This window comes from Geobacillus thermodenitrificans subsp. thermodenitrificans DSM 465 (assembly GCF_000496575.1).
GTDB classification, from domain to species: Bacteria; Bacillota; Bacilli; order Bacillales; family Anoxybacillaceae; genus Geobacillus; species Geobacillus thermodenitrificans.
On sequence record NZ_AYKT01000006.1, the window covers coordinates 41,639 to 66,671 of the forward strand.

28 protein-coding genes are annotated in these 25,033 nt (G+C 52.2%); all 28 read right to left on the reverse strand.

Annotation, left to right across the window (positions count from 1 at the left end):
• Window position 1 precedes the first annotated feature (1 nt).
• Window positions 2–676 (reverse strand): menaquinol-cytochrome c reductase cytochrome b subunit, encoded by a 675-nt coding sequence (gene qcrB / locus DSM465_RS0106765; protein WP_008879599.1) that lies wholly within the window; start codon window positions 674–676, stop codon window positions 2–4.
• Window positions 677–679: 3 nt separating this feature from the next.
• Entirely contained in the window at window positions 680–1,189 is a 510-nt protein-coding gene (gene qcrA, locus DSM465_RS0106770) for a menaquinol-cytochrome c reductase iron-sulfur subunit (RefSeq protein ID WP_008879600.1), read from the reverse strand.
• A 143-nt stretch (window positions 1,190–1,332) separates the two neighbouring features.
• The gene (locus DSM465_RS0106775; RefSeq protein WP_008879601.1) at window positions 1,333–1,788 is read right to left on the reverse strand and encodes a YpiF family protein; all 456 of its coding nucleotides are present in this window, start codon (window positions 1,786–1,788) and stop codon (window positions 1,333–1,335) included.
• A gap of 85 nt (window positions 1,789–1,873) precedes the next feature.
• On the reverse strand, window positions 1,874–2,407 hold the full coding sequence (locus DSM465_RS0106780; RefSeq protein WP_008879602.1) for a ReoY family proteolytic degradation factor: 534 nt from the start codon (window positions 2,405–2,407) through the stop codon (window positions 1,874–1,876).
• A gap of 56 nt (window positions 2,408–2,463) precedes the next feature.
• The gene (locus tag DSM465_RS0106785) at window positions 2,464–3,720 is read right to left on the reverse strand and encodes a tetratricopeptide repeat protein (RefSeq protein ID WP_029760969.1); all 1,257 of its coding nucleotides are present in this window, start codon (window positions 3,718–3,720) and stop codon (window positions 2,464–2,466) included.
• Window positions 3,721–4,003: 283 nt separating this feature from the next.
• On the reverse strand, window positions 4,004–5,287 hold the full coding sequence (gene aroA / locus DSM465_RS0106790; protein ID WP_008879604.1) for a 3-phosphoshikimate 1-carboxyvinyltransferase: 1,284 nt from the start codon (window positions 5,285–5,287) through the stop codon (window positions 4,004–4,006).
• Between the two features lie 26 nt (window positions 5,288–5,313).
• On the reverse strand, window positions 5,314–6,417 hold the full coding sequence (locus tag DSM465_RS0106795) for a prephenate dehydrogenase (RefSeq protein WP_008879605.1): 1,104 nt from the start codon (window positions 6,415–6,417) through the stop codon (window positions 5,314–5,316).
• Between the two features lie 88 nt (window positions 6,418–6,505).
• Window positions 6,506–7,603 carry a histidinol-phosphate transaminase gene (gene hisC / locus DSM465_RS0106800; RefSeq protein ID WP_029760970.1) on the reverse strand — a complete coding sequence of 366 codons (1,098 nt, stop codon included), beginning with the start codon at window positions 7,601–7,603 and terminating at the stop codon, window positions 6,506–6,508.
• Window positions 7,604–7,635: 32 nt separating this feature from the next.
• The gene (gene trpA, locus DSM465_RS0106805) at window positions 7,636–8,442 is read right to left on the reverse strand and encodes a tryptophan synthase subunit alpha (RefSeq protein WP_008879607.1); all 807 of its coding nucleotides are present in this window, start codon (window positions 8,440–8,442) and stop codon (window positions 7,636–7,638) included.
• A complete protein-coding gene (gene trpB, locus DSM465_RS0106810) occupies window positions 8,426–9,640 on the reverse strand; it encodes a tryptophan synthase subunit beta (RefSeq protein WP_011887692.1) in 1,215 nt (404 codons plus the stop codon). Before trpB ends, trpA begins: the two co-directional genes overlap by 17 nt.
• Before the next feature lie 112 nt (window positions 9,641–9,752).
• Window positions 9,753–10,412, reverse strand: a complete 660-nt coding sequence (locus DSM465_RS0106820) for a phosphoribosylanthranilate isomerase (protein WP_008879609.1) — start codon at window positions 10,410–10,412, stop codon at window positions 9,753–9,755.
• On the reverse strand, window positions 10,399–11,175 hold the full coding sequence (gene trpC, locus DSM465_RS0106825) for an indole-3-glycerol phosphate synthase TrpC (protein WP_029760972.1): 777 nt from the start codon (window positions 11,173–11,175) through the stop codon (window positions 10,399–10,401). The genes DSM465_RS0106820 and trpC overlap by 14 nt, the downstream gene beginning before the upstream one ends.
• A complete protein-coding gene (gene trpD, locus DSM465_RS0106830) occupies window positions 11,168–12,187 on the reverse strand; it encodes an anthranilate phosphoribosyltransferase (RefSeq protein WP_008879611.1) in 1,020 nt (339 codons plus the stop codon). The genes trpC and trpD overlap by 8 nt, the downstream gene beginning before the upstream one ends.
• Window positions 12,181–13,707, reverse strand: a complete 1,527-nt coding sequence (trpE, locus tag DSM465_RS0106835) for an anthranilate synthase component I (RefSeq protein WP_008879612.1) — start codon at window positions 13,705–13,707, stop codon at window positions 12,181–12,183. Before trpE ends, trpD begins: the two co-directional genes overlap by 7 nt.
• Window positions 13,708–13,938: 231 nt before the next feature.
• Window positions 13,939–14,319: a chorismate mutase gene (gene aroH, locus DSM465_RS0106840; RefSeq protein WP_029760973.1), complete on the reverse strand. Its 381-nt coding sequence runs from the start codon at window positions 14,317–14,319 to the stop codon at window positions 13,939–13,941.
• Window positions 14,316–15,416, reverse strand: a complete 1,101-nt coding sequence (aroB, locus tag DSM465_RS0106845; protein ID WP_008879614.1) for a 3-dehydroquinate synthase — start codon at window positions 15,414–15,416, stop codon at window positions 14,316–14,318. Before aroB ends, aroH begins: the two co-directional genes overlap by 4 nt.
• Before the next feature lie 2 nt (window positions 15,417–15,418).
• Window positions 15,419–16,585 carry a chorismate synthase gene (gene aroC, locus DSM465_RS0106850; RefSeq protein WP_008879615.1) on the reverse strand — a complete coding sequence of 389 codons (1,167 nt, stop codon included), beginning with the start codon at window positions 16,583–16,585 and terminating at the stop codon, window positions 15,419–15,421.
• A gap of 101 nt (window positions 16,586–16,686) precedes the next feature.
• Entirely contained in the window at window positions 16,687–17,457 is a 771-nt protein-coding gene (locus DSM465_RS0106855) for a CheR family methyltransferase (protein WP_008879616.1), read from the reverse strand.
• 78 nt (window positions 17,458–17,535) lie between these two features.
• Complete coding sequence (gene ndk, locus DSM465_RS0106860; RefSeq protein WP_008879617.1) at window positions 17,536–17,985, reverse strand: nucleoside-diphosphate kinase; 450 nt, start codon at window positions 17,983–17,985, stop codon at window positions 17,536–17,538.
• Between the two features lie 97 nt (window positions 17,986–18,082).
• On the reverse strand, window positions 18,083–19,045 hold the full coding sequence (gene hepT, locus DSM465_RS0106865; RefSeq protein WP_008879618.1) for a heptaprenyl diphosphate synthase component II: 963 nt from the start codon (window positions 19,043–19,045) through the stop codon (window positions 18,083–18,085).
• 16 nt (window positions 19,046–19,061) lie between these two features.
• Complete coding sequence (gene menG, locus DSM465_RS0106870) at window positions 19,062–19,766, reverse strand: demethylmenaquinone methyltransferase (RefSeq protein ID WP_029760974.1); 705 nt, start codon at window positions 19,764–19,766, stop codon at window positions 19,062–19,064.
• 4 nt (window positions 19,767–19,770) lie between these two features.
• Entirely contained in the window at window positions 19,771–20,550 is a 780-nt protein-coding gene (locus DSM465_RS0106875; RefSeq protein WP_029760975.1) for a heptaprenyl diphosphate synthase component 1, read from the reverse strand.
• Window positions 20,551–20,663: 113 nt separating this feature from the next.
• Entirely contained in the window at window positions 20,664–20,888 is a 225-nt protein-coding gene (gene mtrB, locus DSM465_RS0106880) for a trp RNA-binding attenuation protein MtrB (protein WP_008879621.1), read from the reverse strand.
• 12 nt (window positions 20,889–20,900) lie between these two features.
• Complete coding sequence (gene folE, locus DSM465_RS0106885; RefSeq protein ID WP_029760976.1) at window positions 20,901–21,467, reverse strand: GTP cyclohydrolase I FolE; 567 nt, start codon at window positions 21,465–21,467, stop codon at window positions 20,901–20,903.
• 133 nt (window positions 21,468–21,600) lie between these two features.
• Entirely contained in the window at window positions 21,601–21,873 is a 273-nt protein-coding gene (locus DSM465_RS0106890) for an HU family DNA-binding protein (protein ID WP_008879623.1), read from the reverse strand.
• Window positions 21,874–22,410: 537 nt separating this feature from the next.
• A complete protein-coding gene (gene spoIVA, locus DSM465_RS0106895) occupies window positions 22,411–23,889 on the reverse strand; it encodes a stage IV sporulation protein A (RefSeq protein ID WP_008879624.1) in 1,479 nt (492 codons plus the stop codon).
• 160 nt (window positions 23,890–24,049) lie between these two features.
• Complete coding sequence (locus DSM465_RS0106900; RefSeq protein WP_008879625.1) at window positions 24,050–24,772, reverse strand: hypothetical protein; 723 nt, start codon at window positions 24,770–24,772, stop codon at window positions 24,050–24,052.
• 19 nt (window positions 24,773–24,791) lie between these two features.
• A complete protein-coding gene (locus tag DSM465_RS0106905; RefSeq protein ID WP_008879626.1) occupies window positions 24,792–24,995 on the reverse strand; it encodes a DUF2768 domain-containing protein in 204 nt (67 codons plus the stop codon).
• Between the last annotated feature and the right edge of the window lie 38 nt (window positions 24,996–25,033).

Genomic DNA, 25,033 nt, shown 5'->3' on the forward strand with positions numbered 1-25,033 from the left:
ATCATAGCGGACCGGAAATGCCTTGTCTGCGAATCATTAAAAAGTGCGCTGCCATTAAGCCAAGCAAAGCCGCCGGCAAGAAGAACACATGAATCGCAAAGAAGCGCGCCAACGTCTGGGCACCGACAATTTCCGGATCCCCGGCCAACAACGTTTTGATCGCCGGACCGATGAGCGGCACTGCTTCAGCGATTTGCAGACCAACTTTCGTCGCAAACAGCGCTTTCATATCCCAAGGTAACAAATAACCGGTAAAACCAAGCCCCATCATGACCATGAAGATCAACACGCCGACGATCCAGTTCATTTCGCGCGGCTTTTTATACGCCCCTTGGAAAAAGACGCGCAGCGTATGTAAAAACATCATGACGATGACCAAGCTTGCTCCCCAATGATGCATGCCACGCACGATTTGGCCGAACGCCACTTCGTTTTGCAAATAATAAACCGACTCCCACGCGTTTTTAATGTCCGGGACATAGTACATGGTTAAAAACATGCCTGACAAAATTTGAATGACCGTGACAAAAAACGTCAGTCCGCCAAAACAGTAGACAAAGGCGGAAAAATGATGAGCCGGGTTGACGTGCTCCGGAACTTCGTGATCGGCGATATCCCGCCATAAAGGCGTAATATCTAAGCGTTCATCGACCCAGTCATACAGCTTGTTTAACACGCATTACGCCTCCCCTCTTGGTTTCGCCTTGCCTAAATACAGCTTTCCGTCTTTCACTTCGAACTCGTAGCGGTCAAGCGGAGCTGTCGGCGGCGTCCCCGGAACGTTCGTGCCGTCTTTCGTATAGAGCCCGTAGTGGCACGGACAGAAGAAATGATTCGGGTTGTTTTTGTCCGTATTCCAGTCGACCGTACAGCCAAGGTGTTTACAAACCGGTGACAGGGCGATAATGTCCCCTTTTTCATCCTTATACACCCAAGCTGATCTCGGTTCTTCCGACTCGTACCAAGCGTCTTTCACCTTCACTTTAAAGTCGAAGCGCTTCGGTTCGGTCGTGATCTCTTTGACGTCCGCTACCGCGACCATATCCGTGCCTGCCGTCTCTCTCAAGATCGGGTCAAAGGCGAAGCGGAGCATCGGCATAAGCATTCCTGCTGCCATAAAACCGCCGACGCCGGTCAGCGTGTAGTTTAAAAATTGACGTCTCGTTACGCGATGTTTGTTGTCGCTCATCGTCTTCCCCCCTCTATGCAAAGTCAAGTCCACACCGGACAATTTTACGTATAACACAATGGAAAACTAGGACATTCTAATGATAGCTCAATTGCTGGACAAGGTCAATATCACAAACGGCAAAACGTGGGACTTTGCTTTGCCTACCTTTTCGTCCAGCGGTTAACGAAAAAGCGGAGCAGCTCAGCGGCCTGCTCGCGGACGAGTTCATGCTTATACGACTCATCCATGCTCTCGAGCGGAACGGTCGGAACGAGCCAAAAGCGACTGGCCTCCGTCCCCTCTTGCCATGTGCGATCGCACGTCACATAAAACACATGTTCCATCCCTTCCTGCCTGAGCCGGTTTGTCCAATTCGCCAGCCTTTCCAACAGCTCATCCCGTTGTTCATCCACAAAATAAACAAACGGCGGCAACAAAAACACGCGCCCCCTCAGCTGCCGCTCGACCTCGGTGGCGACGAGCCCGACAAGCTCCCCGCCGGAAGCGAGCCGCCTCGCTCCTTGGCCGACAGCCACCGGCAAAAGCGGAACGAGCGCCGTATCAATGTAGTCGCGCTCTTTTTCGTAGGTGGCGACGTCTCCGCTTGTCCATTTCATCGCTATTCCCCTTTGCCATAAAGTTTGTTCCTTATCACCATACCATATTTTTCGGCAAAAGAAAAACCTTGCCTGCGGCAAGGTGTTACAATTTGTTTAATTCATCGGTCAACCGGCGAAACGCCTCTTCGTCGTGGCGATCAAGCGCCTCATCGATCAGTTTCATGAGCCGCTCACGCCGGAACTCATAAATGGACCGTTCTAAAAATTGCTCAGCAAGACGCTGATCGTTTTCGCTCACTTGCGCCTGCTTCGGTGCATACGGGTTTTCTTCAAGTACAGCAACATATTGCGGCGAGTGAAAAGAAGCGCGGAAATTGAGCTGAATGTAAATATCTTCGTCACGGTTCAACCGGATATCATGGAACGATTTCTCCGCATCGGTCGTCATCACATTGCCTTTGTAAAAGCGAAACGGCACATCATCCACGCAGTGGGTCGACATGACGATGCCGCGCGGGCAATATTGGGCGTTCTCAACAAAATGCACCTTTTGCATCAGCTGGTCATGGCTCATCAAATAGTTTAAAATCCAAACACATTCGCGCCGTTTCAACTGATAATGGCTTAAAAACCAACGGATGAACTCTTTTTTTTCATTGACGGATACGTGCGTCATTGTGCGCTTCCCCCTCGATCGGTTTCCAAGAAAGAGGTTCGATCACCGCTTCTCCCCTACTCTTCGAGCTCAAGCAGCATCTCGGCCGCCTCCGTGTGGCTCGGGTCCAAACCGACGATTTGTTGAAATATTTCTCTCGCTGCAGCCCGATTTCCTTCCTCGATGAGAAAATATCCGTACTCTTCAAGAAAATCGACGTTATTCTTAAAGAAATTATATGCCTCAGCGTAATGATTTAATGCATCGTCATACATCTCGAGTCGATGTTTGGCGCGCCCTAAATCCCATTCAAACTGCGGATCGTATTCACCGTCAGCCATCGCCCGCTCCAAAAGCGCCACTACATCCTCATAGCGCTGTTCGTGAAGCCAAAGCGCCGATAAAACAGTAAGTGCCTCAATATAGCCACCATCGATCTCGAGCGCCTTTTTCAGCTGCTCTCCCGCTTCAGCCGGTTTGTTCAGCTTTAAGGCCAGTTTGCCGATATAAAGACGGAGCTCTTTATTCCACTCATCGATTTTTATCCCTTCAAGCGCCGTCTCATAACTTTTTCGGAGCTGTCCTTCTTGTTCATAAGCTTTCGCCAAATATAAGTAAAGGGGAGCATAGTCTGGATCGAGCTCTTTTAAGGCGCTGAGCTTGTCGATGGCCGTTTGTGCATAACCGGCCTGTAGGGCTGTGAATCCGTAGGCGAACAATGTCCGGCTGTCCGTTTTTTCGTTGAGCGCTTCTTCATAATACGGGAGGGCCGCCTCAAACTCCCCGGATCGGGTGAGCGCCTCGGCAAGCCGTTCCACCAAGAGAACGCCAGCCATCTCGCGCGTGCTTTTTTGCACTTGTTCATAAAACGGCACGCTTTTCGCGTATTCGCCGAGCGAAAAATACAATTCCGCCAAGGCGAATTGGACGACCGGCTCATCCGGTGCCTTTTTATACGCTTGGCGCAATTTTCGCTCGCTCACTTCCGTCAGTCCTTGCATTTCGTATAAGTCAGCGGCTAGCAGGCACGCCCGAACGAACTGTGGATCGTCTTCACCGATCTCGTCCAAAATGGCGAGCGCTTCATCTTCAGCTTCCAGTTCCGTATACACTTCAGCTAAAAACAAGCGGATGTCGCCATCATCCGGATAGCGGGCGGCCAACTCCTCGAGCAGCCCTTTTGCCTCCTCCGGCATTCCCCATGCATACAAGCAGTCAGCAAGCTCATATTTCTCCTCATCGCTGCCATACTTTTTCACTTTCGGGACGAGCGCCAATGCTTTGTCAACATTTCCGTTTTCTACTAGACGAATGATTTGTTCAACGCGTGTCATTTCCGTGAACCTCTCTTATCGCGACAGATTGTTGTTTAGTGGGCGATGTTATCCGCCCTCTCCCTGTCTGAATATTTATGTACTACTGCAATGGGAACATGATTAATCATAATCGACAATGGCCGTTTCAGCAACCGAACCGCTCGCCGCCCGCCAACGCGCTGTCTCGCAAAAAATGTATCCGCTTTCAAAAAGTAAGGAGAAGCCATCCCTCTTATTGACAACATATGAATGAACAAAGCAAAATATGCCCCTCGCCCACTTGGGGCGAGGGCGCTTGAGACTACAGCAAAGAACGAAGATCGGCAAAAAAGGCCGGATAGGAGACGGCGACCGCTTCCGGACGCTCAAGGCGAGCCGTTCCTTTCGCGCAGCACGCAGCGATGGCCAGCATCATCCCGATCCGATGATCACCGTGGCTGTCGACGACAATCCCATCGGCATAAAGCGCCGTTTTGCCGCGAATGATCATGCCATCGTCGGTTGCTTCAATATCAGCGCCAAACTTTTTCAGCTCGGCAACGACTGTATCGATCCGATTCGTTTCTTTTACTTTCAACTCACTGGCATCTTTAATGATAGTTGTCCCTTCCGCTTGCGTCGCCAACAAGGCAATGATTGGAATTTCATCAATCAGCCTTGGAATGATATCACCACCAATTTCAATGGCGTGAAGCGTCGATGTGCGGATTGTAATATCGCCGATCGGCTCCGTTTCCTCATTGCGGATATGGTCAATCGTAATGTCGGCTCCCATTCGCTCGAGCACATCGATGATGCCTGTTCTTGTCGGATTTAAGCCAACGTTTTTCAGCGTAATTTCACTGTTTGGCACAATCGCGCCAGCGACGAGGAAAAAAGCAGCCGATGAAATGTCGCCAGGAACGTAAATGTGCGTCCCGCGTAAGGACTGCGGACCGGCAATAGAGACGGTTAGGCCGTCAACATTCACTTCGCCGCCAAACAACCGAATCATTCGTTCGGTATGGTCGCGCGAGCGGTGCGGCTCAGTGACGGACGTCACTCCGTCAGTAAACAAACCGGCAAGCAAAATCGCCGACTTCACTTGAGCGCTCGCCACCGGTGAGGTATAGCGGAGCGGGCGAAGCGCGCCGCCGCGGATCGCAAGCGGGGTATAGTTTCCGTCATCACGCCCGTCAATGTGTGCTCCCATCTCACGGAGCGGCTTCGTCACCCGCGCCATCGGCCGTTTGGCAATGGACTCGTCGCCAACAAGGCAAGCATGAAACGGCTGACCGGCCAAAATGCCAAGCAAAAGGCGCGCCGTCGTGCCGGAATTGCCGACATCAAGCACGGCGGCCGGCTCACGAAGCCCTCCGGACCCTGCCCCTTCGACGATGACGTTCGTCCCGTCTTGATGAATGTCGACACCAAGTTTGCGGAAACAGTCAATTGTACTTAAACAATCTGCACCAGGCAAAAAATGATCGATCACCGTCCGTCCGGAAGCGAGCGCCCCGAGCATGACAGCGCGATGGGAAATCGATTTGTCGCCGGGCACCTCAATCGTTCCCCGAAGCGAGGATACGTTCGTTGGCAGCTGCATGCAACATCCCTCCACTGTTTTTCTTGCTACCCTTCATATGTCGCAAAATTCGTATGTTTGGCGAGGCACGCTTTCGCCCGCGCCCGATCATCTTCGCTTTGGAAGCTAAGGCGGAGCACTCCGTAAATTTCCTCGCGCGTCTCAATAATGCGGATGTTCGTAATGCTGATGTTTTCCTGAGCTAAATAGCCGGTTACCTCGGAAATAACCCCCGGGTAATCCGGTACGTCAACATACAAATCGTAAAACGACGGAATCGCTCCCTTTGTCCGCACAGGCAGCCCATCGCGGAACTGTTTCGCTTCAAGAAAATAATGATAAATAGCAATGCTGTTTTCTTCCTCGACAAACGAACGAAGCCGTTTCATTTCGGCGATCCAGCGGTCAAAAATGGCGAGCAGTTCGCACTTATTATGGATAAAAATGTCGCGCCACATTTCCGGATTGCTTGACGCAATGCGTGTGATATCGCGGAACCCGCCGGCCGCCAACCGGCTGACGAGGTCGTTTTCGTTTTCATACTCGCGCGCCTGATGAACAAGGCTCGCCGCAATCAAGTGCGGAAAATGGCTGATCACCCCAGTGATGCGGTCATGCTCTTCCGGAGTTAAGACGACAAACTGCGCTTTCGTTCCGGAAAGCCATTGTTTCAGCTTATCAACCTGCTGCGGTGGAACTCCGTCCGTCGGCGTCAAAATGTAAAAGGCGTTTTCAAACAAATGAGCCCGCGCCGCTGCTACACCGCTTTTATGCGACCCAGCCATCGGATGGCCGCCGATGAACGCCACGCCATGCTCCAAAAGGCGCTGCGCACCTTGAACGATGCGCTGCTTCGTGCTGCCGACGTCCGTGACGATGACGCCGTGCTTCAACCGCTCACACGGCATGGAGGAAAGCAACAATTCCGTCTGCATGACCGGAGTGGCAAGAACAATCAAATCGGCTTGCCTAAACCCGTCCTCTACACAATGGACGACTTCGTCGATCACTTTAAGCGAACGGGCCAAACCGAGTTGATGGTCACTGACGTCATAGCCGATGATCACTGCTTCTGGATGTGCTTTTTTAATGGCTAAAGCAATCGACCCACCGATCAAGCCGAGACCGACAATAAACACGTTTCCTTCCAACCCAACCCACCTTCTTTATGTAAAAATGTGCCCGCTGCTTGCTAAAAGCAACGGGCTGGCCTTCCTGACCAATTCACTGTCAACCTGGTCAGGTGAGCTGTTTTTCGCGAAGCATGTGCGAAATCGTTTCAAACACCCGGTCATTTTGCTCTTTCGTGCCGACGGTGATGCGCACGCCGGTCGGCAAACCGAGCGCCTTGCCGGAGCGGACGATAATGCCACGCTCGAGCAAATATTGAAACACTTCATTGCCGTCCATACCAAAATCAATGAACAAAAAGTTCGTTTGCGACGGATAGTACTTCAGGCCGTGTTCTTCACAGAAACGATAATACCGTTCAAGCTCGGCACGGTTTTGTTCGACACAGGCACGGATGAACGCTTGGTCATCAAGCGCGACCGCAGCAGCCGCTTGGGCGACGGTCGACGTGTTAAACGGCTCGCGCGCCGGTTCGACGGCACGAATGAGCGACTCACTGGCAATGCCGTAGCCGACGCGAAGCGCAGCAAGCCCATACGCTTTCGAGAACGTACGCATAATAACAAGCTGTTCGTATTCTTGTAACAGCGGCACCGTTTGCGGATAATCGTCCGCCGTTACGTATTCATAATACGCCTCATCCAAAACGACAAGCACGTGCGACGGCACACGATCTAAAAAGGCGCGCAATTCTGTCTCATTCACATACGTGCCGGTCGGGTTGTTCGGATTGCAAACCCAGACAATGCGCGTGTTTTCATCAATTTCCTTAAGCATCGCCTCCAAATCATGGCGCCCGTCAACAAGCGGCACTTCGCGCACTTCAGCCCGCTCGATGATCGCGTTATGGCGGTATTGCGGAAATGTTGGCGTCGCCATCACCGTGTTCGTGCCCGGCTCTAAAAAGGCGCGGCAAAAAATTTGTACGACTTCATCCGAACCGTTGCCAAACAACAGCTGTGTTTCCTTCACGCCGAGATGGTTGGCCACTTTTTCGCGCAATGCGCGGGCATAACCGTCCGGGTAGACGGCAAGGCGATCAAGTTCAGCAGCGATGGCAGATTTCACCGTCGGCGATGAGCCGTATGGATTTTCATTGGAAGCTAGTTTAATAATCTCAGAAAGACCGTATTCCTGCTTCACTTCCTCAATCGATTTTCCTGGTTGGTACGGGGGGAGTCCCCGAAGTTGCTCCTTTACTTGCATGGATATCGCCCACTCCTTTAAGTCGGAACTTTTTAGCGCGAAGAACACGGCTCCCGAAGCGGCGCGGCGAGCGAACGGGCATAGGAGGCAAATTCAGCGATAGCCGCATTCTTTTCTTCCGAGGTCTGCAGGCGCTCAAGCAACTGTTCGATTTTTTGCACGAGCGCACTGCCGACCACGACTCCATCACAGGCGTCTTTCAGCATCGCCACTTGTTCCGGTGTTGAAATGCCGAAACCGACAACGACCGGGACACGGCTATGCCGCTTTACTTCACCTAGGAAATGGCCAAGCGACTCCGGCAGTGTCTCACGCACGCCCGTGACGCCAAGCGAGGAGACACAGTACAAAAACCCCTGCGCCGCTGAAGCAATCTGCTCAATTCGCTGCTTTGATGTCGGAGCGACAAGCGAAATAAGCGGAAGGCCGAACCGCTCACTGAGCTCGAGGAGCGGGCCGCTCTCCTCAAACGGCAAGTCGGGAATGAGCACGCCGTCGGCGCCATTTTCTTGCGCTAAAGCAAAAAAGGATTCTTCTCCTAATTGTAACACAGGATTATAATACGTAAAGATAATAATCGGAATTTTTACTCCTTTTTTTCGCATGTCGGCAACAAGTTGAATGGCTTTCGGCAGCGTCATTTGTCCGGCGAGCGCCCGGGCGGCGGCGCGCTGGATCGTCGGCCCATCAGCGAGTGGGTCAGAGTACGGAACGCCAAGCTCCAACACGTCAGCACCGGCGTCTTGCAGCGCCAAAGCGAGGTCAACAGTCAAATCAGCAGACGGGTCGCCGGCAACAATAAACGGAATAAATAACGATCGGTTAACGGGCAGACGCAACGTCTTCACCTTCTTTCACCCCAAGATGGTGCATCATCATTTGCACATCTTTATCGCCGCGGCCGGACAGGCAAATAAGCACCGTCTCATCCGGCGTCATTTGGCGGGCAAGCTCGACAGCTTTGGCCACCGCATGCGCCGACTCAATGGCTGGAATGATGCCTTCAGTTTGCGCCAGAAGCTGAAACGCAGCCACTGCTTCTTCATCGGTCACACTCTCATAACGAACGCGGCCGATGCTGGCCAAATACGCATGTTCCGGACCGACGCCAGGGTAATCAAGGCCGGCGGAAATTGAATACGGTTCAATAATTTGCCCGTACTCATCTTGTAACAAGTACGTCATTGCCCCATGGATAACGCCTTTTGTCCCTTTTGCAATCGTCGCCGCATGGTGCGGAGTATCGATTCCTTTGCCGGCCGCTTCCACGCCGACGAGACGGACATCGTCTTGCAAAAACGGATAAAACATGCCGATGGCGTTGCTGCCTCCGCCGACGCAGGCAACAATCACATCCGGCAGCGTTCCTTCGCCGGCGAGAAACTGTTCTTTCGCCTCATCGCCGATCACGCGCTGAAACTCGCGCACCATTTTCGGGTACGGATGCGGGCCGACAACCGAACCGATCATGTAAAAATGGTCATCGCAATGGGCGACCCAATAACGAATCGCCTCATTTGTCGCATCTTTTAACGTCCGGTTGCCGCTTAACACCGGCACAACTTCGGCGCCTAACAGCTTCATCCGAAACACGTTCAACTCTTGCCGCTTCATGTCTTCCTCGCCCATAAAGACGATGCATTCCATACCGAAGTGAGCGGCCACCGTCGCTGCCGCAACCCCGTGCTGCCCAGCGCCGGTCTCAGCGATCAACTTTTTCTTGCCCATCCGTTTCGCCAAGAGCGCCTGGCCGATAGCGTTGTTGATTTTATGGGCGCCGGTGTGGTTTAAATCTTCGCGCTTTAAATAAATTTTCGCCCCACCAAGCTGTCGTGTCAAATTCGGTGCAAACGTAAGCGGAGTCGGCCGCCCCGAGTAGTGCTGCAAAATCCGGATATATTCTTGCCTGAACGACTCGTCGGCAAGCGCTTTGTCCAGCTCGGTTTCAATTTCCTCAAGGGGGAGCATGAGCGTCTCTGGAACAAACTTGCCGCCAAAATCACCAAATCGCCCGTGTTCATTCGGAACGTGTTCCATCATCAAAGCCACCTTCTTTTTTCTTAAGATTAAATGACGAATTTCGTGTGAAAGCGCACCTCTCGATTGCCGAAGCGGCGCTGTTTCATCGTCCGAGCATGGAGCGAAACGATCATTTCGCGCCTTTTCCTACTGCGAGATACTGTTTTGTTTTTTCTTCTATCTGCTTCATCTTAGCCGGGTCTTTGCGTCCGTCTGTTTCAATGCCGCTGCTAATGTCGATCCCGTCGGGACGATAGGCGAGCAGCCGCTCGATATTGTCCGGGGTGATGCCGCCGGCGATGAAGCACGGCACACCTTGGCGTGCTGCCTCTTCCAAATAGCGCGGCACCGCCTCCCAGTCAAAAGAGACGCCCGTTCCTCCCCATGCACCAGCGACGCGGCTGTCGACAACGTAGCCGTCAGCTACCCCTGCATATTGCTTCATCGTCTCGAGCGCCCCATCGTCGTGATGAATCGCTTTCCAAACCGAGAGCCGTGTCGCTTCCTTTACGACGGCCAGCTCAGCTGGTGTCTCATGACCATGGCATTGGACGACATGAAGCGGCAGCTGTTCGGTGACAGAAGCGATCTGATCAACAGAGGCATTGACAAAGACACCGACGAGCTGCTTATCGCCGAGTGATGCTAGTGCTAACCAGCGCTTCACCTCCTCAGGTGAAACGTTCCGTTTGCTTTCAGTAAAAATAAAGCCAAGATAATCCGCCCCGCTCGCGAGCGCGACTTGCACATCGTCCGCCGAACGGTTGCCGCAATATTTAAGCCGAACCATTGCCATCATCCTCTCCAAACAGCCGGTAAACCGCCCGTTCGACATCCGCTTGGCGCATGAGCGACTCACCGACAAGCATCGCCTGTACCCCGTATGAGCGGATCGTTCGTACATCACGGTATGAGCTGATCCCGCTTTCGCTGACGATGACGCTCGACGGCGGAATGAGGGAAGCGAGCGCTTTTGTCGCCTCAAGTGTTGTGACAAACGTATGCAAATCGCGGTTGTTAATGCCAACCACTTCAGGCGTAAACCGAGCCAAAATCCGCTCAAGCGTTTCTTTCGCATGCACTTCCACTAAACATTCCAGCCCGATGCTGTACGCTTCTTGATAGAGCGCCTCGAGCATTTCCGGCGGCAGCGCTTCGCCGATCAATAAAATTGCATCCGCCCCGAGCCGGGCGCTTTCTTCCACTTGCCGGCGGTCGATGATGAAATCTTTGCGCAACACCGGGATGTTGACCGCTTCTTTCACTTCCTGCAAATAGCGGCGGTGCCCTTGGAAATAGCGCTCGTCCGTCAGCACACTGATCGCATCAGCCCCCGCGCGCTCATACGCTTTGGCAATGGCGACCGGATCAAAGTCCGGGCGGATGATGCCTTTAGACGGAGACGCTTTTTTTACTTCGGCGATTAGCCCGAGCGCCCGCCGCGGCCGGCGGAGCGCCGCCGCGAAAGGACGGCGTTTCGGCTCCGGCAACGGTTCCGGCAATGTCAATGTGTCAAGTTCCTCTCGTTTTGTCGCTAAAATTTGCTCAAGCATCACGGACCACTTCCTTTGCCCGCAGCCGCTGCAACTGCCTATAAGCAGCGTTGGACAAAATAGCGTCTTTCGCCATCGTCACCCCATCAGCGATCGTTTTTGTCTTGCCGGCGGCGTACAAGGCGACACCGGCGTTTAAGGCGACGATATTCACGGCGCTCTCCGGCGCTGTCACGGTCATGACCGCTTCAAGCAATGCGGCGCTTTCTTCCGGATTATGCACCTGCACATCAGCAAGCTCTCCGCGAGGCAAACCGACTTCTTCCGGGGTGATGACAAAGCGGCGAATCGCTCCATCTTTCAGTTCAACAACATCAGTTTCCGTGGCGATGCTGCATTCATCGAGCCCATCGCGACCGGTGACGAACAGCACATGCTCCGAACCAAGGCGGCGCATCGTTTCCGCTAGTTTCTCGGCGTAGCGGGTCGAATAAACACCGACGACTTGCCGCTTGCAACGTGCCGGGTTGGCAAGCGGGCCGATCAAGTTAAAAACCGTGCGAAAACCGATTTCTTTCCGCGGCCCGGCGGCATGTTTCATGGCTGTGTGATACAAAGGGGCGTACAAAAATGTTAATCCGTTCGTTTCCAACGCCTCCTTGGCGGCGTCTGGCGACGATTGAATATTGATGCCAAGACGCTCGAGCACGTCGGCGCTGCCGCTTTTTGATGAAACAGCGCGATTGCCGTGTTTGGCAACTTTGACGCCGAGCGATGAAATGACGATTGCCGCAGCTGTTGAAATGTTGAACGTCGCTGCTCCGTCACCACCTGTGCCACACGTGTCGATCACATCATCACCGGCATCAATCGCCATCATCCGGTCACGCATGGCTCGCACAAACCCGGTCAGCTCGTCGACCGTCTCCCCTCGCAGGCACAACATCGACAACAAACTCGCGATTTGGCTGTCTGTCGCCGCCCCATCCATGACGGTGGCCATCGCTTCATATGCTTCTTCTTCCGTCAACGTTTTCCCTTCCGCACATTTGGAAAGCAGCCGCTTCAACATACGATCCTCTCCCCTTTGACAAATAGTCGTTCTGCTTGTTCAATGGCGTTCATTAAGGCGCTTGCTTTATTGCACGTCTCTTTCCACTCAAGTTCTGGGACGGAGTCAGCGACGATGCCCGCGCCGGCCTGCACGTACGCATAGCCATCTTTGATGACCGCCGTCCGGATGGCAATGCATGAGTCGATATTGCCGTCAAAGCCGATGTAAGCAATCGCCCCGGCGTACAATCCGCGAGCTGTTGGCTCAAGCTCTTGTAAAATTTGCATCGCCCGCACTTTCGGCGCTCCGCTCACCGTCCCAGCCGGAAAGGCGGCAAGCAACGCATCAATGGGGTGAACATCATCATTCAACTCACCGACGACTTTCGAAATTAAATGCATCACGTGGGAAAACTTGCCGATTTCCATCAAGATTGGCGTCTTGACCGTTCCGTATTTTGCCACCCGGCCGATATCGTTGCGTGCCAAATCAACGAGCATATAATGCTCAGCCCGCTCCTTCGGATCGTTGTACAGCTCATCAGCCAGCATCGCATCCTCTTCGGGCGAGCGCCCGCGCCGCCTCGTTCCGGCGATCGGATCGATTTCAATGCGCCGATTGCGCACTTGGATGAGTTTTTCCGGTGAACTTCCAACAATTTCTGTATCACTCAACCGGAAATAAAACATGTACGGCGACGGATTAATATGGCGGAGCAACCGATAAACGGCCAAACCGCCCGCGCGGACCGGCACGCAAAAACGCTGCGACAGAACAGCTTGAAACACATCACCAGCCGCGATATACTGTTTCACCGTTTCTACGTCTTGCAAAAATCGTTCTTTTTCGTAATTGGACATCGCCTGAGCAAACGAGACAGCCCGCCCGGCTTCCTCATCTGCCGGCAACAGCGGCCGTTCAGCTTGGATTCGCACCGCTTTTGCCGCCAACGCGGCGATGCGCTGTTGGGCGGAGCGATATTTCTCAATCTTTTCCTGTTCTGTTTCACCACCATGCAACCGAATATAGTGAATAAGCAGGAGCTCACGCTTTTGGTGGTCAAAAGCAAACAGCGATTCGCAAAATACGAAATAACTAGCTTTCATACCTAAATCACAATTTTCATGACGCGGCACCTTTTCGATGGCTGAAATGAAATCGTATCCTAAAAACCCGACCGCGCCGCCTGTAAACGGCACTACTTCTCTCAACGGTCGGACATCAAGCGCCTGCTCAGCCCATTGAAACGCCTCTTTCAACGTCGGCATTACAACTTGTTCGTTTCCATTTTCGTCTTTCACGGAAAACGTCTCGCCTGTTTCGCTTTCGAGTGTCAAAAACGGCGCGACCCCGATAAACGAATAGCGAGCCCATGGCGATTCATCGTCTTTGCTTTCGAGCAAAAACACCGCTTCATCACGCAAATTGCTAAATACTCCAAGCGGTTCAATGACATCGGCTAAAAATTTGCGCACAATCGGGATAGTGCGGAACTCGTTGGCATCCGCTAAAAAAGCGGCTAGCCCATTCGTGGACATCCCTTCTCCTCCCTTCATGATCAGCGGGCGGAGAATGAGGGTTTATGAGGCGAAAAGAGGAAAGAAAACGCCCAAAGACGACCGTCTTTGGGCAGATGTCAGCAAACAAATAACAAACGCTCACCTCAGCTAAACTCGCTCATTCTCATCTACCCTACACTCGTTCTCAGCTCTCGCTCCACTTCTTCCGAAGTCCGCCATGCGGCGGGCAAAGAAGTTATTTTAACTATATTACATTTCTGTCTTTTTTGTCAACGACAAATCCGGGCGCAGTATGGCCGCATCCTTTAAATATACATGGCAAATCTCATCCTGCTTTTTCTCCGTCGCCACCGTCATCATGACTCGGATGCAACGTGGCAGCGAGCCGGGCACCGGAATTTCCCTTGTGCACATGACCGGCACGTACGTCCAACCGTCAATCCGGCGCAACGCCTGTGCCGGAAATGCGGCGTTGATATCATCCGTGACGGAAATGAGCACAAACGAAACATCATCGGCGACGACCCCGTTCGCCTTAATCATTTCACGCAACAGTATTTCGGTAGCCGTCACGATTTCTTCGGCTTCATTTTGTTCAACCGTAATCGCTCCGCGAATGCCGCGAATCATCGTCCTCCCCCCTGTTTGGCGAACTCATCTAGCCAAGCGAGCAGCTTATCATCTTCTAATTCCACGACTTCGACGTCGCCGATCTCGCGCAAGAGCACCATCCGCACCGTCCCGGCGTATGCTTTTTTGTCACCTTTCATTTTCTCAAGCAACCGATCGGCCTCCACCGTCGTCGGCAGCGACACCGGAAAACCGTATCGGGCAAACCATTCGGCAAAGCGGTGCTCAGCAAACGAGTGGCCATAAAGCCGTTCACTGACAAACACGGCAAACAGCATGCCGATGGCGACTGCTTCCCCATGGGTGAGCGTACCGTAACCAAGTTCACTTTCAAGCGCATGGCCGAGCGTATGACCAAAATTTAAATGGGCACGCACGCCGGTTTCTTTTTCATCTTCACGTACGATAGACGCCTTAATATCGATGCCTTTTTCAATACAATAGGTGAGCGCTTCGCCGCGCAAATCGGCGAGCGTCTTCACTTCCGCACGCAGCCATTCATAAAAGCGGCGGTCACGGATGAGCGCATGCTTGATCACTTCGGCAAACCCCGACCGGAGTTCACGCTCAGGCAGCGTGCGCAAAAAAGTCGTATCATACACAACCGCTTCCGGCTGATGGAAGGCACCGATCATATTTTTACCAAGCGGATGGTTAATCGCCACTTTGCCGCCGACGGCGCTGTCATGAGCCAAGAGTGTTGTCGGCATTTGAATATAGCGGATGCCACGCATATAGGTGGCCGCGACAAATCCGGCTAAATCGCCAACAACGCCGCCGCCAAGCGCGATAATGACTGAACGGCGGTCTAAGCTGCACTGGAGCGCCGCTGTTTGGCAGGCGTAATAGTTGTCGAATGACTTGGCCGCCTCTCCGCTCGGGATGATATAGGCATATACGTCATACTCAGCAGCGGCAAGCATGGCGCGCACCTCATCCAAATAAAGCGGCGCCACCGCATCGTCGGTAATGATAAACAGCTTCGTCCCCGGTGGACAGGCGAGCGAGCGGAGCAGGCGCGGCAACGCGCGAGCCGCCCCATCGCCCAGCAGAAGCGGATATTGTTTCGTCGCCGTTTCAATCGTCCGTTCCATCATCGTTAAAACTCCCTTGCATAGCGGCGAGCGCGCTCAATGTTTTCTTTGATCAAGTCAATCCGATCTTGCCCGAATTGCTCAACGATCGCCGCCGCCACTTCCCAAGCGACGACCGCCTCGGCAACGACGCTTGCCGCCGGTACGGCGCAGCTGTCTGACCGCTCGATGCTCGCTGTAAACGGTTCTTTCGTGTCGATATCGACGCTTCCAAGCGGCTTGTACAACGTCGGAATCGGCTTCATCACCCCACGCACAACGATCGGCATCCCGGTCGTCATTCCGCCTTCAAAGCCGCCAGCTCGGTTCGTCCGGCGCGAAAACCCCTGTTCCGGGCTCCAAATGATTTCGTCGTGCACTTCGCTTCCCGGCCGGCGCGCCGCCTCAAATCCGATGCCGAACTCGACGCCTTTAAAGGCGTTAATGCTGACGATGGCAGCGGCAATTTTCGCATCGAGCTTCCGGTCATAATGAACATAGCTGCCAACTCCGGCCGGCACTCCTTCGACGATCACTTCGACGATGCCGCCGATCGAATCACCGTTTTTCTTCGCTAAGTCGATCGCTTCCATCATTTTTTGCCCTGCCTCCGGATCAAAACAGCGCACCGGGGATTCCTCTGTCACTTTTTGCAGCTCGTCAAGCGAGCGGTAATCGAGCTTCTCGGCACGCACGCCGCCAATTTCTAGCACATGTCCGGCGACGCGAATACCGACCTCTTCGAGCAGACGTTTCGCCACGGCCCCGGCGGCTACACGCACAGTCGTTTCCCTTGCCGACGAGCGCTCGAGCACGTTGCGCATATCGCGATGCCCGTATTTCAAGGCTCCATTTAAATCAGCATGCCCCGGGCGCGGGCGCGTTACTTTTCGCTTGACTTCGGTTTCATCATCAATCGGCTCAACAGCCATAATCGTTTGCCAATGTTGAAAATCACGGTTCTCAACAACAAGCGCAATCGGCGAGCCGAGCGTTTTGCCATGGCGGACGCCGCCGACGATTTTGACCTCATCTTTTTCAATTTGCATGCGCCGGCCGCGTCCATACCCTTTTTGCCGGCGAGCGAGCTCTTTATTAATATGCTCGGCGCGCAGCTCGAGCCCCGCCGGCACCCCTTCTAAAATGGCCGTCAATTGTGGTCCATGCGACTCCCCTGCCGTCAAATAACGCATATCTGTCTCTCCCTTCAGCTCTTTAACGCGTTTATGTAAAAATATATCATAAATTAAAAAAATGAAAATAGTTTTTCTGTAAAAAAAGTGGGCAAAGCCCGCTATGTTCTCCGATAAAAAAACGTCTCCTCGACTTCAAACCCGTACGAGCCGGGATTGAAAATTTGCTCCGTGCTGCCAACAAACAGCACACCGCCCGGCCGGAGCGCGTCACGGAATTTTGGATACAACGCCCGTTTCGCCTCTTCGGTGAAGTAAATGAGCACATTGCGGCAGACAATCAAATCAAATGGCCCCGGAAACGGATCGGCGAGCAAATTATGTTTTTGAAACGTGACCGCTTGTTTCACCTTTTCGTCTATTTTATAATACTGTCCGTCTTTCGTAAAAAACTTTTTTTTCATTTCTTCCGGCAGCTCAGCGAGCGACCGTTCGCCGTATACCCCAAGACGCGCGCGAGCGAGCGCATTTTCATCAATGTCAGTTGCCAACACCGACACACGGTGAAGCGGCAGGTATTTCGCAAGCACCATCGCGAGCGTATACGGTTCCTCGCCGGCCGAGCAAGCAGCACTCCATACTCTTGGACGCGGATTTTCCGCCAACAACCGCGGCAAAATAATGCGCTCAAGCACGTCCCACCGCTTCGCGTTGCGGTAAAATTCTGACACGTTGATCGTCATCCGGTCTAAACATTCATGCCATAGCACCGGGTTTTTTTCCATCTCCGCAAACAGTTCGGCAAAGCTGTTTAATCCTTTTTTTACATATAAAGACGTTAAACGCCGCTTCATTTGTGCCTCTTTATACAATGAAAGATCAATACCGGTTTTTCGTTTCACTTTCGCAATAAATTGTGCATAATCATCCATCGGTACTGCCCCCTCTCCCGTTATCGTGTCGTCCTCATAAAATGGCAAAAACCGGCCAAGTTGTGGCCGGTCTTCACATTAATATAGCCATTCGTTCATCAGTTTTGTATATGTAATGAGCTCTTCTTCTTTGAAGAACAAGTTGATCTCGCGTTCCGCGCTTTGCGGCGAATCGGAACCGTGAATGACGTTTTTGCCGACCGTCAAGCCGAAATCTCCGCGAATCGTCCCCGGTGCGGCGTCTTGTGGATTCGTTTTCCCCATCATTTGCCGGGCGGCAGCGATCACGTTTTCACCTTCCCACACCATCGCGAATACCGGTCCGGACGTAATGAAATCAACAAGCTCGCCAAAAAACGGACGCTCTTTATGTTCGGCGTAATGCTGCTCAGCCAGCTCACGCGACACTTGCATCAGCTTGGCGCCGACAAGCTGGAATCCCTTTTTTTCAAAGCGGGAGACAATTTCACCGATTAAATTGCGCTGAACCCCGTCTGGCTTTACCATTAAAAATGTCCGTTCTTTCATTGACTCTCCACCCCTACTGTCGTATGTACTAGGAAACGGGTTCCCCTCATCATAGTACCATTGTTTCGCGTCATTGGCAATAATGTCCTTGAAAGCGTTAATAATCCCTTTTCCCGATGTAGAGGGCGAGATCATGCAACAAGGTGCGCGCCTTATTGGCGGGCAATTCACCGAGCAGACGGAGCGCTTTTTCGAGGTAGCGGTCGCTTAATGCGTACGACTGGTCAATGGCATCCGTTCGCTTAATGGCGGAAATGACAGCTGCCATCTCATCCGCATTGGTTTCCGGGCTGACAGCGGTGATCGCCGCTTTCAACCGTTCATCACGAAGCGCGTACAGCACCGGGAGGGTGATGTTTCCTTGCAGCAAGTCGCTTCCCGCCGGCTTGCCCAATTGCTCTTCCGTGCCTGTAAAATCGAGGATATCATCCGTAATTTGAAACGACATGCCGACATAATGGCCAAACCAATACAGACGTTTAGCCACCGATTCCGGGGCGCCAGCGGCCAGAGCGCCAAGCTGGCAGCTAGCAGCGATCAGCAGCGCCGTTTTCCGGCGGATGCGCCGCAAATACGTGCGGAGTGGTTGTTCAAACCAGTATTTGTCTTTAATTTGCTCAATTTCCCCGCGGCACACTTCGACAATCGTTTTCGCGAGTACTTGGTGAGCGCGTGGGTCGTCAAGTTCCGCCATCCGTTCGAGCGAACGGGCAAACAAATAATCGCCCGTGTACATGGCAAACCGATTGCTCCATTTCGCTTTGATCGTCGGTCGGCCGCGGCGCAAGTCGGCATCGTCGATCACATCGTCATGGACGAGCGATGCCATGTGAATGAGTTCGAGCGCTACAGCTACATGCTTGATCCGCTCGAGATCATAATGGCCAAAGCGGGCGGCAAGCAAGACAAAAACGGGACGGATCCGCTTTCCGCCCGCCTGCAATAAATGCAGCGCCGCTTCCCCAAGCGGCCCATATTCCGACTGAACCGTCCGCTCGAGCTCTTGTTCGACCGCCGCCAAATCCTTGCTTAAAAACGAATACATCGCCTTTAACTTCATGAATGTTCACCTTGACTCATCGTTTGTAACCTAAATGCATCGCCGCCACGCCGAACGTGTACGGTTTGACCTCGACATCGACAAAGCCAGCGGCGCGAAACATTTCCGCCAGCTCATCCCGCCCCGGGAACTCGCGCGCGGACTCTTGCAACCACGAATACTCCTCATAGCTTTTGGCCAATAGTTTGCCAAACAGCGGCATAATAAACCGGAAATAAAAATAGTAAAGCTGGCGGAAGCCAAATAGCGTCGGCTGCGACGTTTCCAAACAGACAGTCATGCCGCCCGGTTTCGTGACCCGGTGCATTTCTTTCAGCACCGTCATATAATCAGGGACGTTGCGCAAGCCGAAACCAATGGTCACGTAATCGAACGAATTGTCAGGAAACGGCAGCTGCATGGCGTTGCCATGAATGAGCTTCACATTGTGCAAGCTGCGCTCTTTCACCTTTTGCTCGCCGACTTTTAACATGTTTTCGCTGAAATCGAGGCCATACACTTCCCCCTCTGGCCCGACCGCCTCGGCTAAGGCGATCGCCCAGTCGGCCGTCCCGCAGCAAACATCGAGCGCTTTTTTCCCTTTTTGCACATTCATCCGTCGCATCACGTCTTCGCGCCATTTTAAATGGCGACGGAAGCTGATGACGGAGTTCATCCGATCATAATGAGTGGAGATTTTTTCAAACACACGATGAACTCGCTCTTCCTTTGATTGATGCATCATTCTACCCTTCTTCCACCGTCTTTTTGGCGATGGCTGAAAATCCACCGGAAAGCTCAGTCACGCGGAGCGCCAGCACGTCGTTTGGCAGCAATTTCGCCGTGAACAAAGCTTCTTTGCAATGGTCGATATAGCGGTTGCAAAGGCGAAGCAAATACCGTTGTTGCTCGTTCGTCAGCACCTTCGCCCGCGGGAATGCGATATGCGCCATTTGCTCAAAGAGCACTGACGTCCCAGTGCCGACGAACGATTCCCGTTCTTGAAGCAGACGCCGCAGCAATAAGTAATGGTACGCAAACTGCCCCCACTGCGGCACTGCCATGCGATCGGCAAGTTTTGCAAGCAACGCTGATTCGATCGTGCCGACCGCTGCAAATAGCGTCTCGATCCGCTCCGAGCTTTTTTCATAAAGACGTACTTTTTGTTCGTTAATGTCGCGGATCGCTTCGGCGAACAAACGGATGAGCGCGATATCGCCAGAACGCGCCAACAACTCGTAATACAGTCCGCTGTACAAATCGCCGGCGAGGACGATAAGCTGCCGCGTCTTCAAATCATCGCCGCTATCTGTTACCTCATCATGGGTATCAAGGGCGATCTGCACGAGCATCATGGCGATGATATACCGATCCGATTCATTCGGCGCCGCTGGAGCATCAGCAAACATCGACAGCGCCAACAGCAACCGGTCTTCATCGACAGCCGGCGCCGGCACATGCTCGCGCAAATATGAATGATTAAGCAGCCGTTCAATTTGTTCCTTCAATGACGCCAATTTCACCATGATGTCATTCACACGAATCACCCTTGTCCCCGAGAAATATCCGCACCGCAATGACGGACTCATTATAACACAATTTTGTCGAAAACGCTCTAGTTTGCTAGAAATTTGCGCGGTTACTTTTTCCCTTCCGATTCGATTGCGCCATGGCGCGTTTGAATATACGCCTTACCTCTCACTTTAATGGCTGACGTATGTTCTGTAAACTGGGCGATCAGCACTTCACCTTTATCGAGTTTTTCCGAATGATGAAACCTCGTATCCGCGCCGCGCGTCAGCCCAATGACGTTCACTCCGTCTTCGAGCGCTTTAATGACGACAAAATCGCTGTTCGTATACATCATTTGCCCTCCTTACGCTTTAATTAACGAAAGCACTTCGGACCGAGCGTTGGCGTCTGTTTCAAACACACCACGCACCGCCGTTGTGACTGTTTTCGCCCCCGGTTTCTTTACGCCGCGCATCGTCATACACATATGCTCCGCCTCAACGACAACCATGACTCCGTGCGGCTCGAGCGCTTCGACGATTGAATCGGCCACTGTCGCCGTGATGCGCTCTTGCAACTGCGGACGGCGCGCCACCGCTTCGACAGCCCGGGCAAGTTTGCTCAACCCGGTCACTTTTCCTTCGCGCGGAATATAAGCGACATGAGCGACGCCGAAAAACGGCACTAAATGGTGTTCGCACATCGAATAAAACGGAATGTCTTTAACAAGCACGAGCTCCTCATGTTCCTCGCTGAATACGGTTTGAAAATGCTGCTTCGGGTCTTCCCGAAGCCCGGCGAACACCTCAGCATACATTTTTGCCACCCGTTTTGGTGTATCAATAAGCCCTTCACGGTTCGGATCTTCGCCGATCGCTTCCAAGATGAGGCGGACCGCATATTCAATTTGTTCATAATTGATCTCTGACATACAAACAACATCCTCCTGCGTCATAAAAGCTGCATGTAATCCGATTCTAGCATAGGGAGCGAAAAAAAACAAAAAAGAAGGGCAGTTGATCACCTGCCCTTCCCTCCTAAGCTCCTGCTTCGGCTATGTAGGCTTATTTTACAGCATCTTTTAATGCTTTGCCTGGTTTGAATGCAGGAACTTTGCTTGCCGGAATTTCCATTTCTTCACCCGTTTGCGGGTTGCGTCCTTTCCGGGCAGCGCGCTCGCGCACTTCAAAGTTCCCAAAGCCGATTAATTGCACTTTATCGCCTTTTCGCAACGCTTCTGTAATCGAGTCAAATACCGCATCAACGGCTTTTGTTGCATCTTTTTTGGAAAGACCGCTTGTTTCAGCTACTGCGTTGATCAATTCCGTCTTGTTCATGCCATTCACCTCCTCCCAAGGGAGCTCATCTTGTTTACTACCATTTGTGCACACTTTTCTGCTTTTCTATACATAGACATTAACAGCTTTGGCGGCGAAAAGGTTGGCGCACGCAAGAATAAGCGCTGCACCCACGTAGCCAATGATTCTGTTTTCATTCAGAACGACTGACAGAAAATGCGCCCGTACCCGCCGCCGATCGAGGCGTCCCCTTGACAGTTCAGGCGCCACCTGCCTCTTCAAGATGAGGCGGAAGGAGCGACGGAACTGCCTTCGTTCCGCCAAGATGCGGTGACATGCCTAATCTTAACCAATTTATCGCGATAATTCAACATCTTTTTCGCCAAAGCGGCCAATTTTAGGCATATTTCACCAAAACAATGATTTCAGATAAAAGATTACCATAACGCCATGCGCATAATCAAGTGCCAATCCTGATTTCTCAAGGGTTTCAGCGATTTTTTTCTCCTATGAAAGATTAATGGCGAAAAAAAAAGAGCTCCCGGATTGGGAGCTGAGCGCGCGGTCTTCGTTTTTCTATAAAATAATGGCGATGAGGCCGCCGGAGCCTTCGTTGATGATGCGTTCGAGCGTTTCTTTCAGCTTGTAGCGGGCGTTTTCTGGCATGAGCGCAAGTTTCGCTTGGATGCCTTCGCGGACGATCGAGCTGAGCGATCGGCCGAAAATATCGGAGTTCCAAATCGACAGCGGATCGTCTTCAAAATCTTGCATTAAATAACGAACGAGCTCTTCGCTTTGTTTTTCCGTACCGATAATCGGCGCGAATTCCGATTCGACATCGACTTTAATCATATGGATGGACGGAGCAACCGCTTTTAAACGAACGCCAAAACGCGATCCTTGGCGGATGATTTCCGGTTCGTCAAGGCTCATGTCAGACAAAGCAGGCGAAGCGATGCCGTATCCTGTTTGTTTGACCATTTTCAATGCGTCAGCGATTTGATCGTACTCTGCTTTTGCATGGGCGAAGTCTTGCATAAGCTGGAGCAAGTGGTCTTTGCCGCGAATTTCAACGCCGACGATTTCTTTTAAAATTTGGTCGTACAGCTCATCCGGCGCATACAAGTCAATTTCGGCGATCCCTTGCCCCATTTCGATGCCGGCAAGCCGTGCCTTTTCAATGAAATCGTACTCAGCAAACTGCTGAACAACCCGATCAACATCGCGCAGCCGCTTAATGTCTTTCACCGTGTCGCGTACCGCTTCCTGATAGCTTTCACGCAGCCAATGGTCCTCACGAAGCACCATCACCCAACTCGGCAAGTTGACGTTCACTTCGAGCACCGGAAATTCATATAATGCCTCACGAAGCACGTTATATACATCGGTCTCGCGCATGCTTTCCACGCTCATAGCGAGCACCGGGATGTCGTACTTTTCAGCAAGCTCGCGGCGGAGCGCTTCGGTTTCCGGATGATGCGGCCGAACGGTGTTGACGACCATAATAAACGGCTTGCCGACTTCTTTCAGTTCGCCAATGACCCGTTCCTCAGCTTCTACGTAGTCTTGACGTGGAATTTCCCCGATCGAGCCATCCGTCGTAATGACAACCCCGATCGTCGAATGTTCTTGAATGACTTTCCTTGTCCCGATTTCTGCCGCCTCTTGAAACGGGATCGGCTCTTCATACCAAGGGGTGTGGATCATCCGCGGGCCGTTTTCATCTTCATACCCTTTCGCGCCAGGCACGGCATAGCCGACGCAGTCGACAAGGCGAATGTTGACTTCAAGCCCGTCATCGACTTTCACCGTCACCGCTTGGTTTGGCACGAATTTCGGTTCCGTCGTCATAATCGTTTTGCCGGCGGCGCTTTGCGGCAGTTCGTCTTGGGCGCGCGCTTTATCGGCTTCGTTTTTAATGTTCGGAATGACAACAAGCTCCATAAACCGTTTAATAAATGTCGATTTTCCGGTACGGACAGCGCCGACAACGCCTAAATAAATGTCGCCGCCGGTCCTCTCGGCGATATCTTTAAAAATATCGACCTTTTCCAAATGACTCCCCTCCAGTCCTTCGGTCGTTATTAGAAACAACGAAATCAACTAGTATGATAGGACACTATATGCATATGATGTTGTCCTATTCGGTTATGACTAAAAAGCGATGAAAAAATCCCTTCTCTAGAATGTATTTTCCTAGAGAAGGGATGATGACTCATTTCGTGAAAAAAATCGGCTCGTTCGTTTTGGCATCGATCGTATACGGAAGGGAGTACGCCGGTACAAAGAGAGAGTGATCCGTCAACAGAGCACGGATGTCATCTCCCGGCTTATAATGGTGCGGATATTTTTTCAAGGCGTTATACAGGTCAGAACGGTAATCAATGTAAATTTCCCCCCTGCCGTCAATGACAAACGACAAGTTGTTGCCGGAAAACGGACTGACCGCGTATGGCGGCTCTTTGTAGCCGAGTTTCTTGTAATCGAGTGTAAACACACCTGGCGCGACAACATCTTTAAACGGCGGATAACGGTGCTCATCCGTATACATCTTCAGCCGCAGCTTCAGATCGCGGATGCGCTCAGCTAAGCGTAAATCGAGGAGCTTGACCGTTGGGTTCGTTTCCGCATCAATAATGACATATTGAAAGACGCCTCCACTTTCATAGGCGTTTCCTGGCGGTTCCTGCATATAGCGCGGAACGAGTTTTTGGAAATCAATTGGGTACTTTAAGTAAACCGGCGTTTTCATATCGCGCGTTTTAATCGGCAACAGTCCGCCGGTCGCCTTCCGGTACTCATTAACCGCCGATTGGACGGCCGCCACTTGGTCTTTGTAAGGGATTTGGTTTTGTTTTAGCCGCTCTTGCGGATATAAACACCCAGAAAGCGGCACGATAAACAGGCAGACTAAAAGGAAGCGAGCAATCTGTTTCATGAGTTCCTCCATCCTTTGACTATTGCGGCGTCGGTCCGCTGAACACAACGAAAAAGATGATGATGCCAGCTAACACTAACAGAATATAGGCAATAAACGACAAAAGAAAGCTTAACCATTTGATCTTGATCTTATAGCGGCTCAAATAAATGAAGCCGACTGAAATAAACATAAATACCATCGAGGTGATGGCGATCCACATTTTTGCCAAAGCTGGTGACATGGGCGTTCCTCCTTTTTCGACAACTACTATTATAGCAT

Coding starts and splice junctions, on each gene's coding strand:
- qcrA (WP_008879600.1), bottom strand. CDS start 1,189: ATGAGCGACAACAAACATCGCGTAACGAGACGTCAATTTTTAAACTAC.
- DSM465_RS0106775 (WP_008879601.1), bottom strand. CDS start 1,788: ATGAAATGGACAAGCGGAGACGTCGCCACCTACGAAAAAGAGCGCGAC.
- DSM465_RS0106780 (WP_008879602.1), bottom strand. CDS start 2,407: ATGACGCACGTATCCGTCAATGAAAAAAAAGAGTTCATCCGTTGGTTT.
- DSM465_RS0106785 (WP_029760969.1), bottom strand. CDS start 3,720: ATGACACGCGTTGAACAAATCATTCGTCTAGTAGAAAACGGAAATGTT.
- aroA (WP_008879604.1), bottom strand. CDS start 5,287: ATGCAGCTGCCAACGAACGTATCCTCGCTTCGGGGAACGATTGAGGTG.
- hisC (WP_029760970.1), bottom strand. CDS start 7,603: ATGCAAGTAAAGGAGCAACTTCGGGGACTCCCCCCGTACCAACCAGGA.
- trpB (WP_011887692.1), bottom strand. CDS start 9,640: ATGGAACACGTTCCGAATGAACACGGGCGATTTGGTGATTTTGGCGGC.
- DSM465_RS0106820 (WP_008879609.1), bottom strand. CDS start 10,412: ATGGTTCGGCTTAAATATTGCGGCAACCGTTCGGCGGACGATGTGCAA.
- trpC (WP_029760972.1), bottom strand. CDS start 11,175: ATGCTTGAGCAAATTTTAGCGACAAAACGAGAGGAACTTGACACATTG.
- trpD (WP_008879611.1), bottom strand. CDS start 12,187: ATGTTGAAGCGGCTGCTTTCCAAATGTGCGGAAGGGAAAACGTTGACG.
- trpE (WP_008879612.1), bottom strand. CDS start 13,707: ATGTCCACGAATGGGCTAGCCGCTTTTTTAGCGGATGCCAACGAGTTC.
- aroH (WP_029760973.1), bottom strand. CDS start 14,319: ATGATTCGCGGCATTCGCGGAGCGATTACGGTTGAACAAAATGAAGCC.
- aroB (WP_008879614.1), bottom strand. CDS start 15,416: ATGATGGAACGGACGATTGAAACGGCGACGAAACAATATCCGCTTCTG.
- aroC (WP_008879615.1), bottom strand. CDS start 16,585: ATGCGTTATTTGACGGCAGGGGAGTCGCATGGACCACAATTGACGGCC.
- DSM465_RS0106855 (WP_008879616.1), bottom strand. CDS start 17,457: ATGGATGATTATGCACAATTTATTGCGAAAGTGAAACGAAAAACCGGT.
- ndk (WP_008879617.1), bottom strand. CDS start 17,985: ATGAAAGAACGGACATTTTTAATGGTAAAGCCAGACGGGGTTCAGCGC.
- hepT (WP_008879618.1), bottom strand. CDS start 19,045: ATGAAGTTAAAGGCGATGTATTCGTTTTTAAGCAAGGATTTGGCGGCG.
- menG (WP_029760974.1), bottom strand. CDS start 19,766: ATGCATCAATCAAAGGAAGAGCGAGTTCATCGTGTGTTTGAAAAAATC.
- DSM465_RS0106875 (WP_029760975.1), bottom strand. CDS start 20,550: ATGGTGAAATTGGCGTCATTGAAGGAACAAATTGAACGGCTGCTTAAT.
- mtrB (WP_008879621.1), bottom strand. CDS start 20,888: ATGTATACGAACAGCGATTTTGTCGTCATTAAAGCGCTCGAAGACGGA.
- folE (WP_029760976.1), bottom strand. CDS start 21,467: ATGTCAGAGATCAATTATGAACAAATTGAATATGCGGTCCGCCTCATC.
- DSM465_RS0106890 (WP_008879623.1), bottom strand. CDS start 21,873: ATGAACAAGACGGAATTGATCAACGCAGTAGCTGAAACAAGCGGTCTT.
- DSM465_RS0106900 (WP_008879625.1), bottom strand. CDS start 24,772: ATGAAACAGATTGCTCGCTTCCTTTTAGTCTGCCTGTTTATCGTGCCG.
- DSM465_RS0106905 (WP_008879626.1), bottom strand. CDS start 24,995: ATGTCACCAGCTTTGGCAAAAATGTGGATCGCCATCACCTCGATGGTA.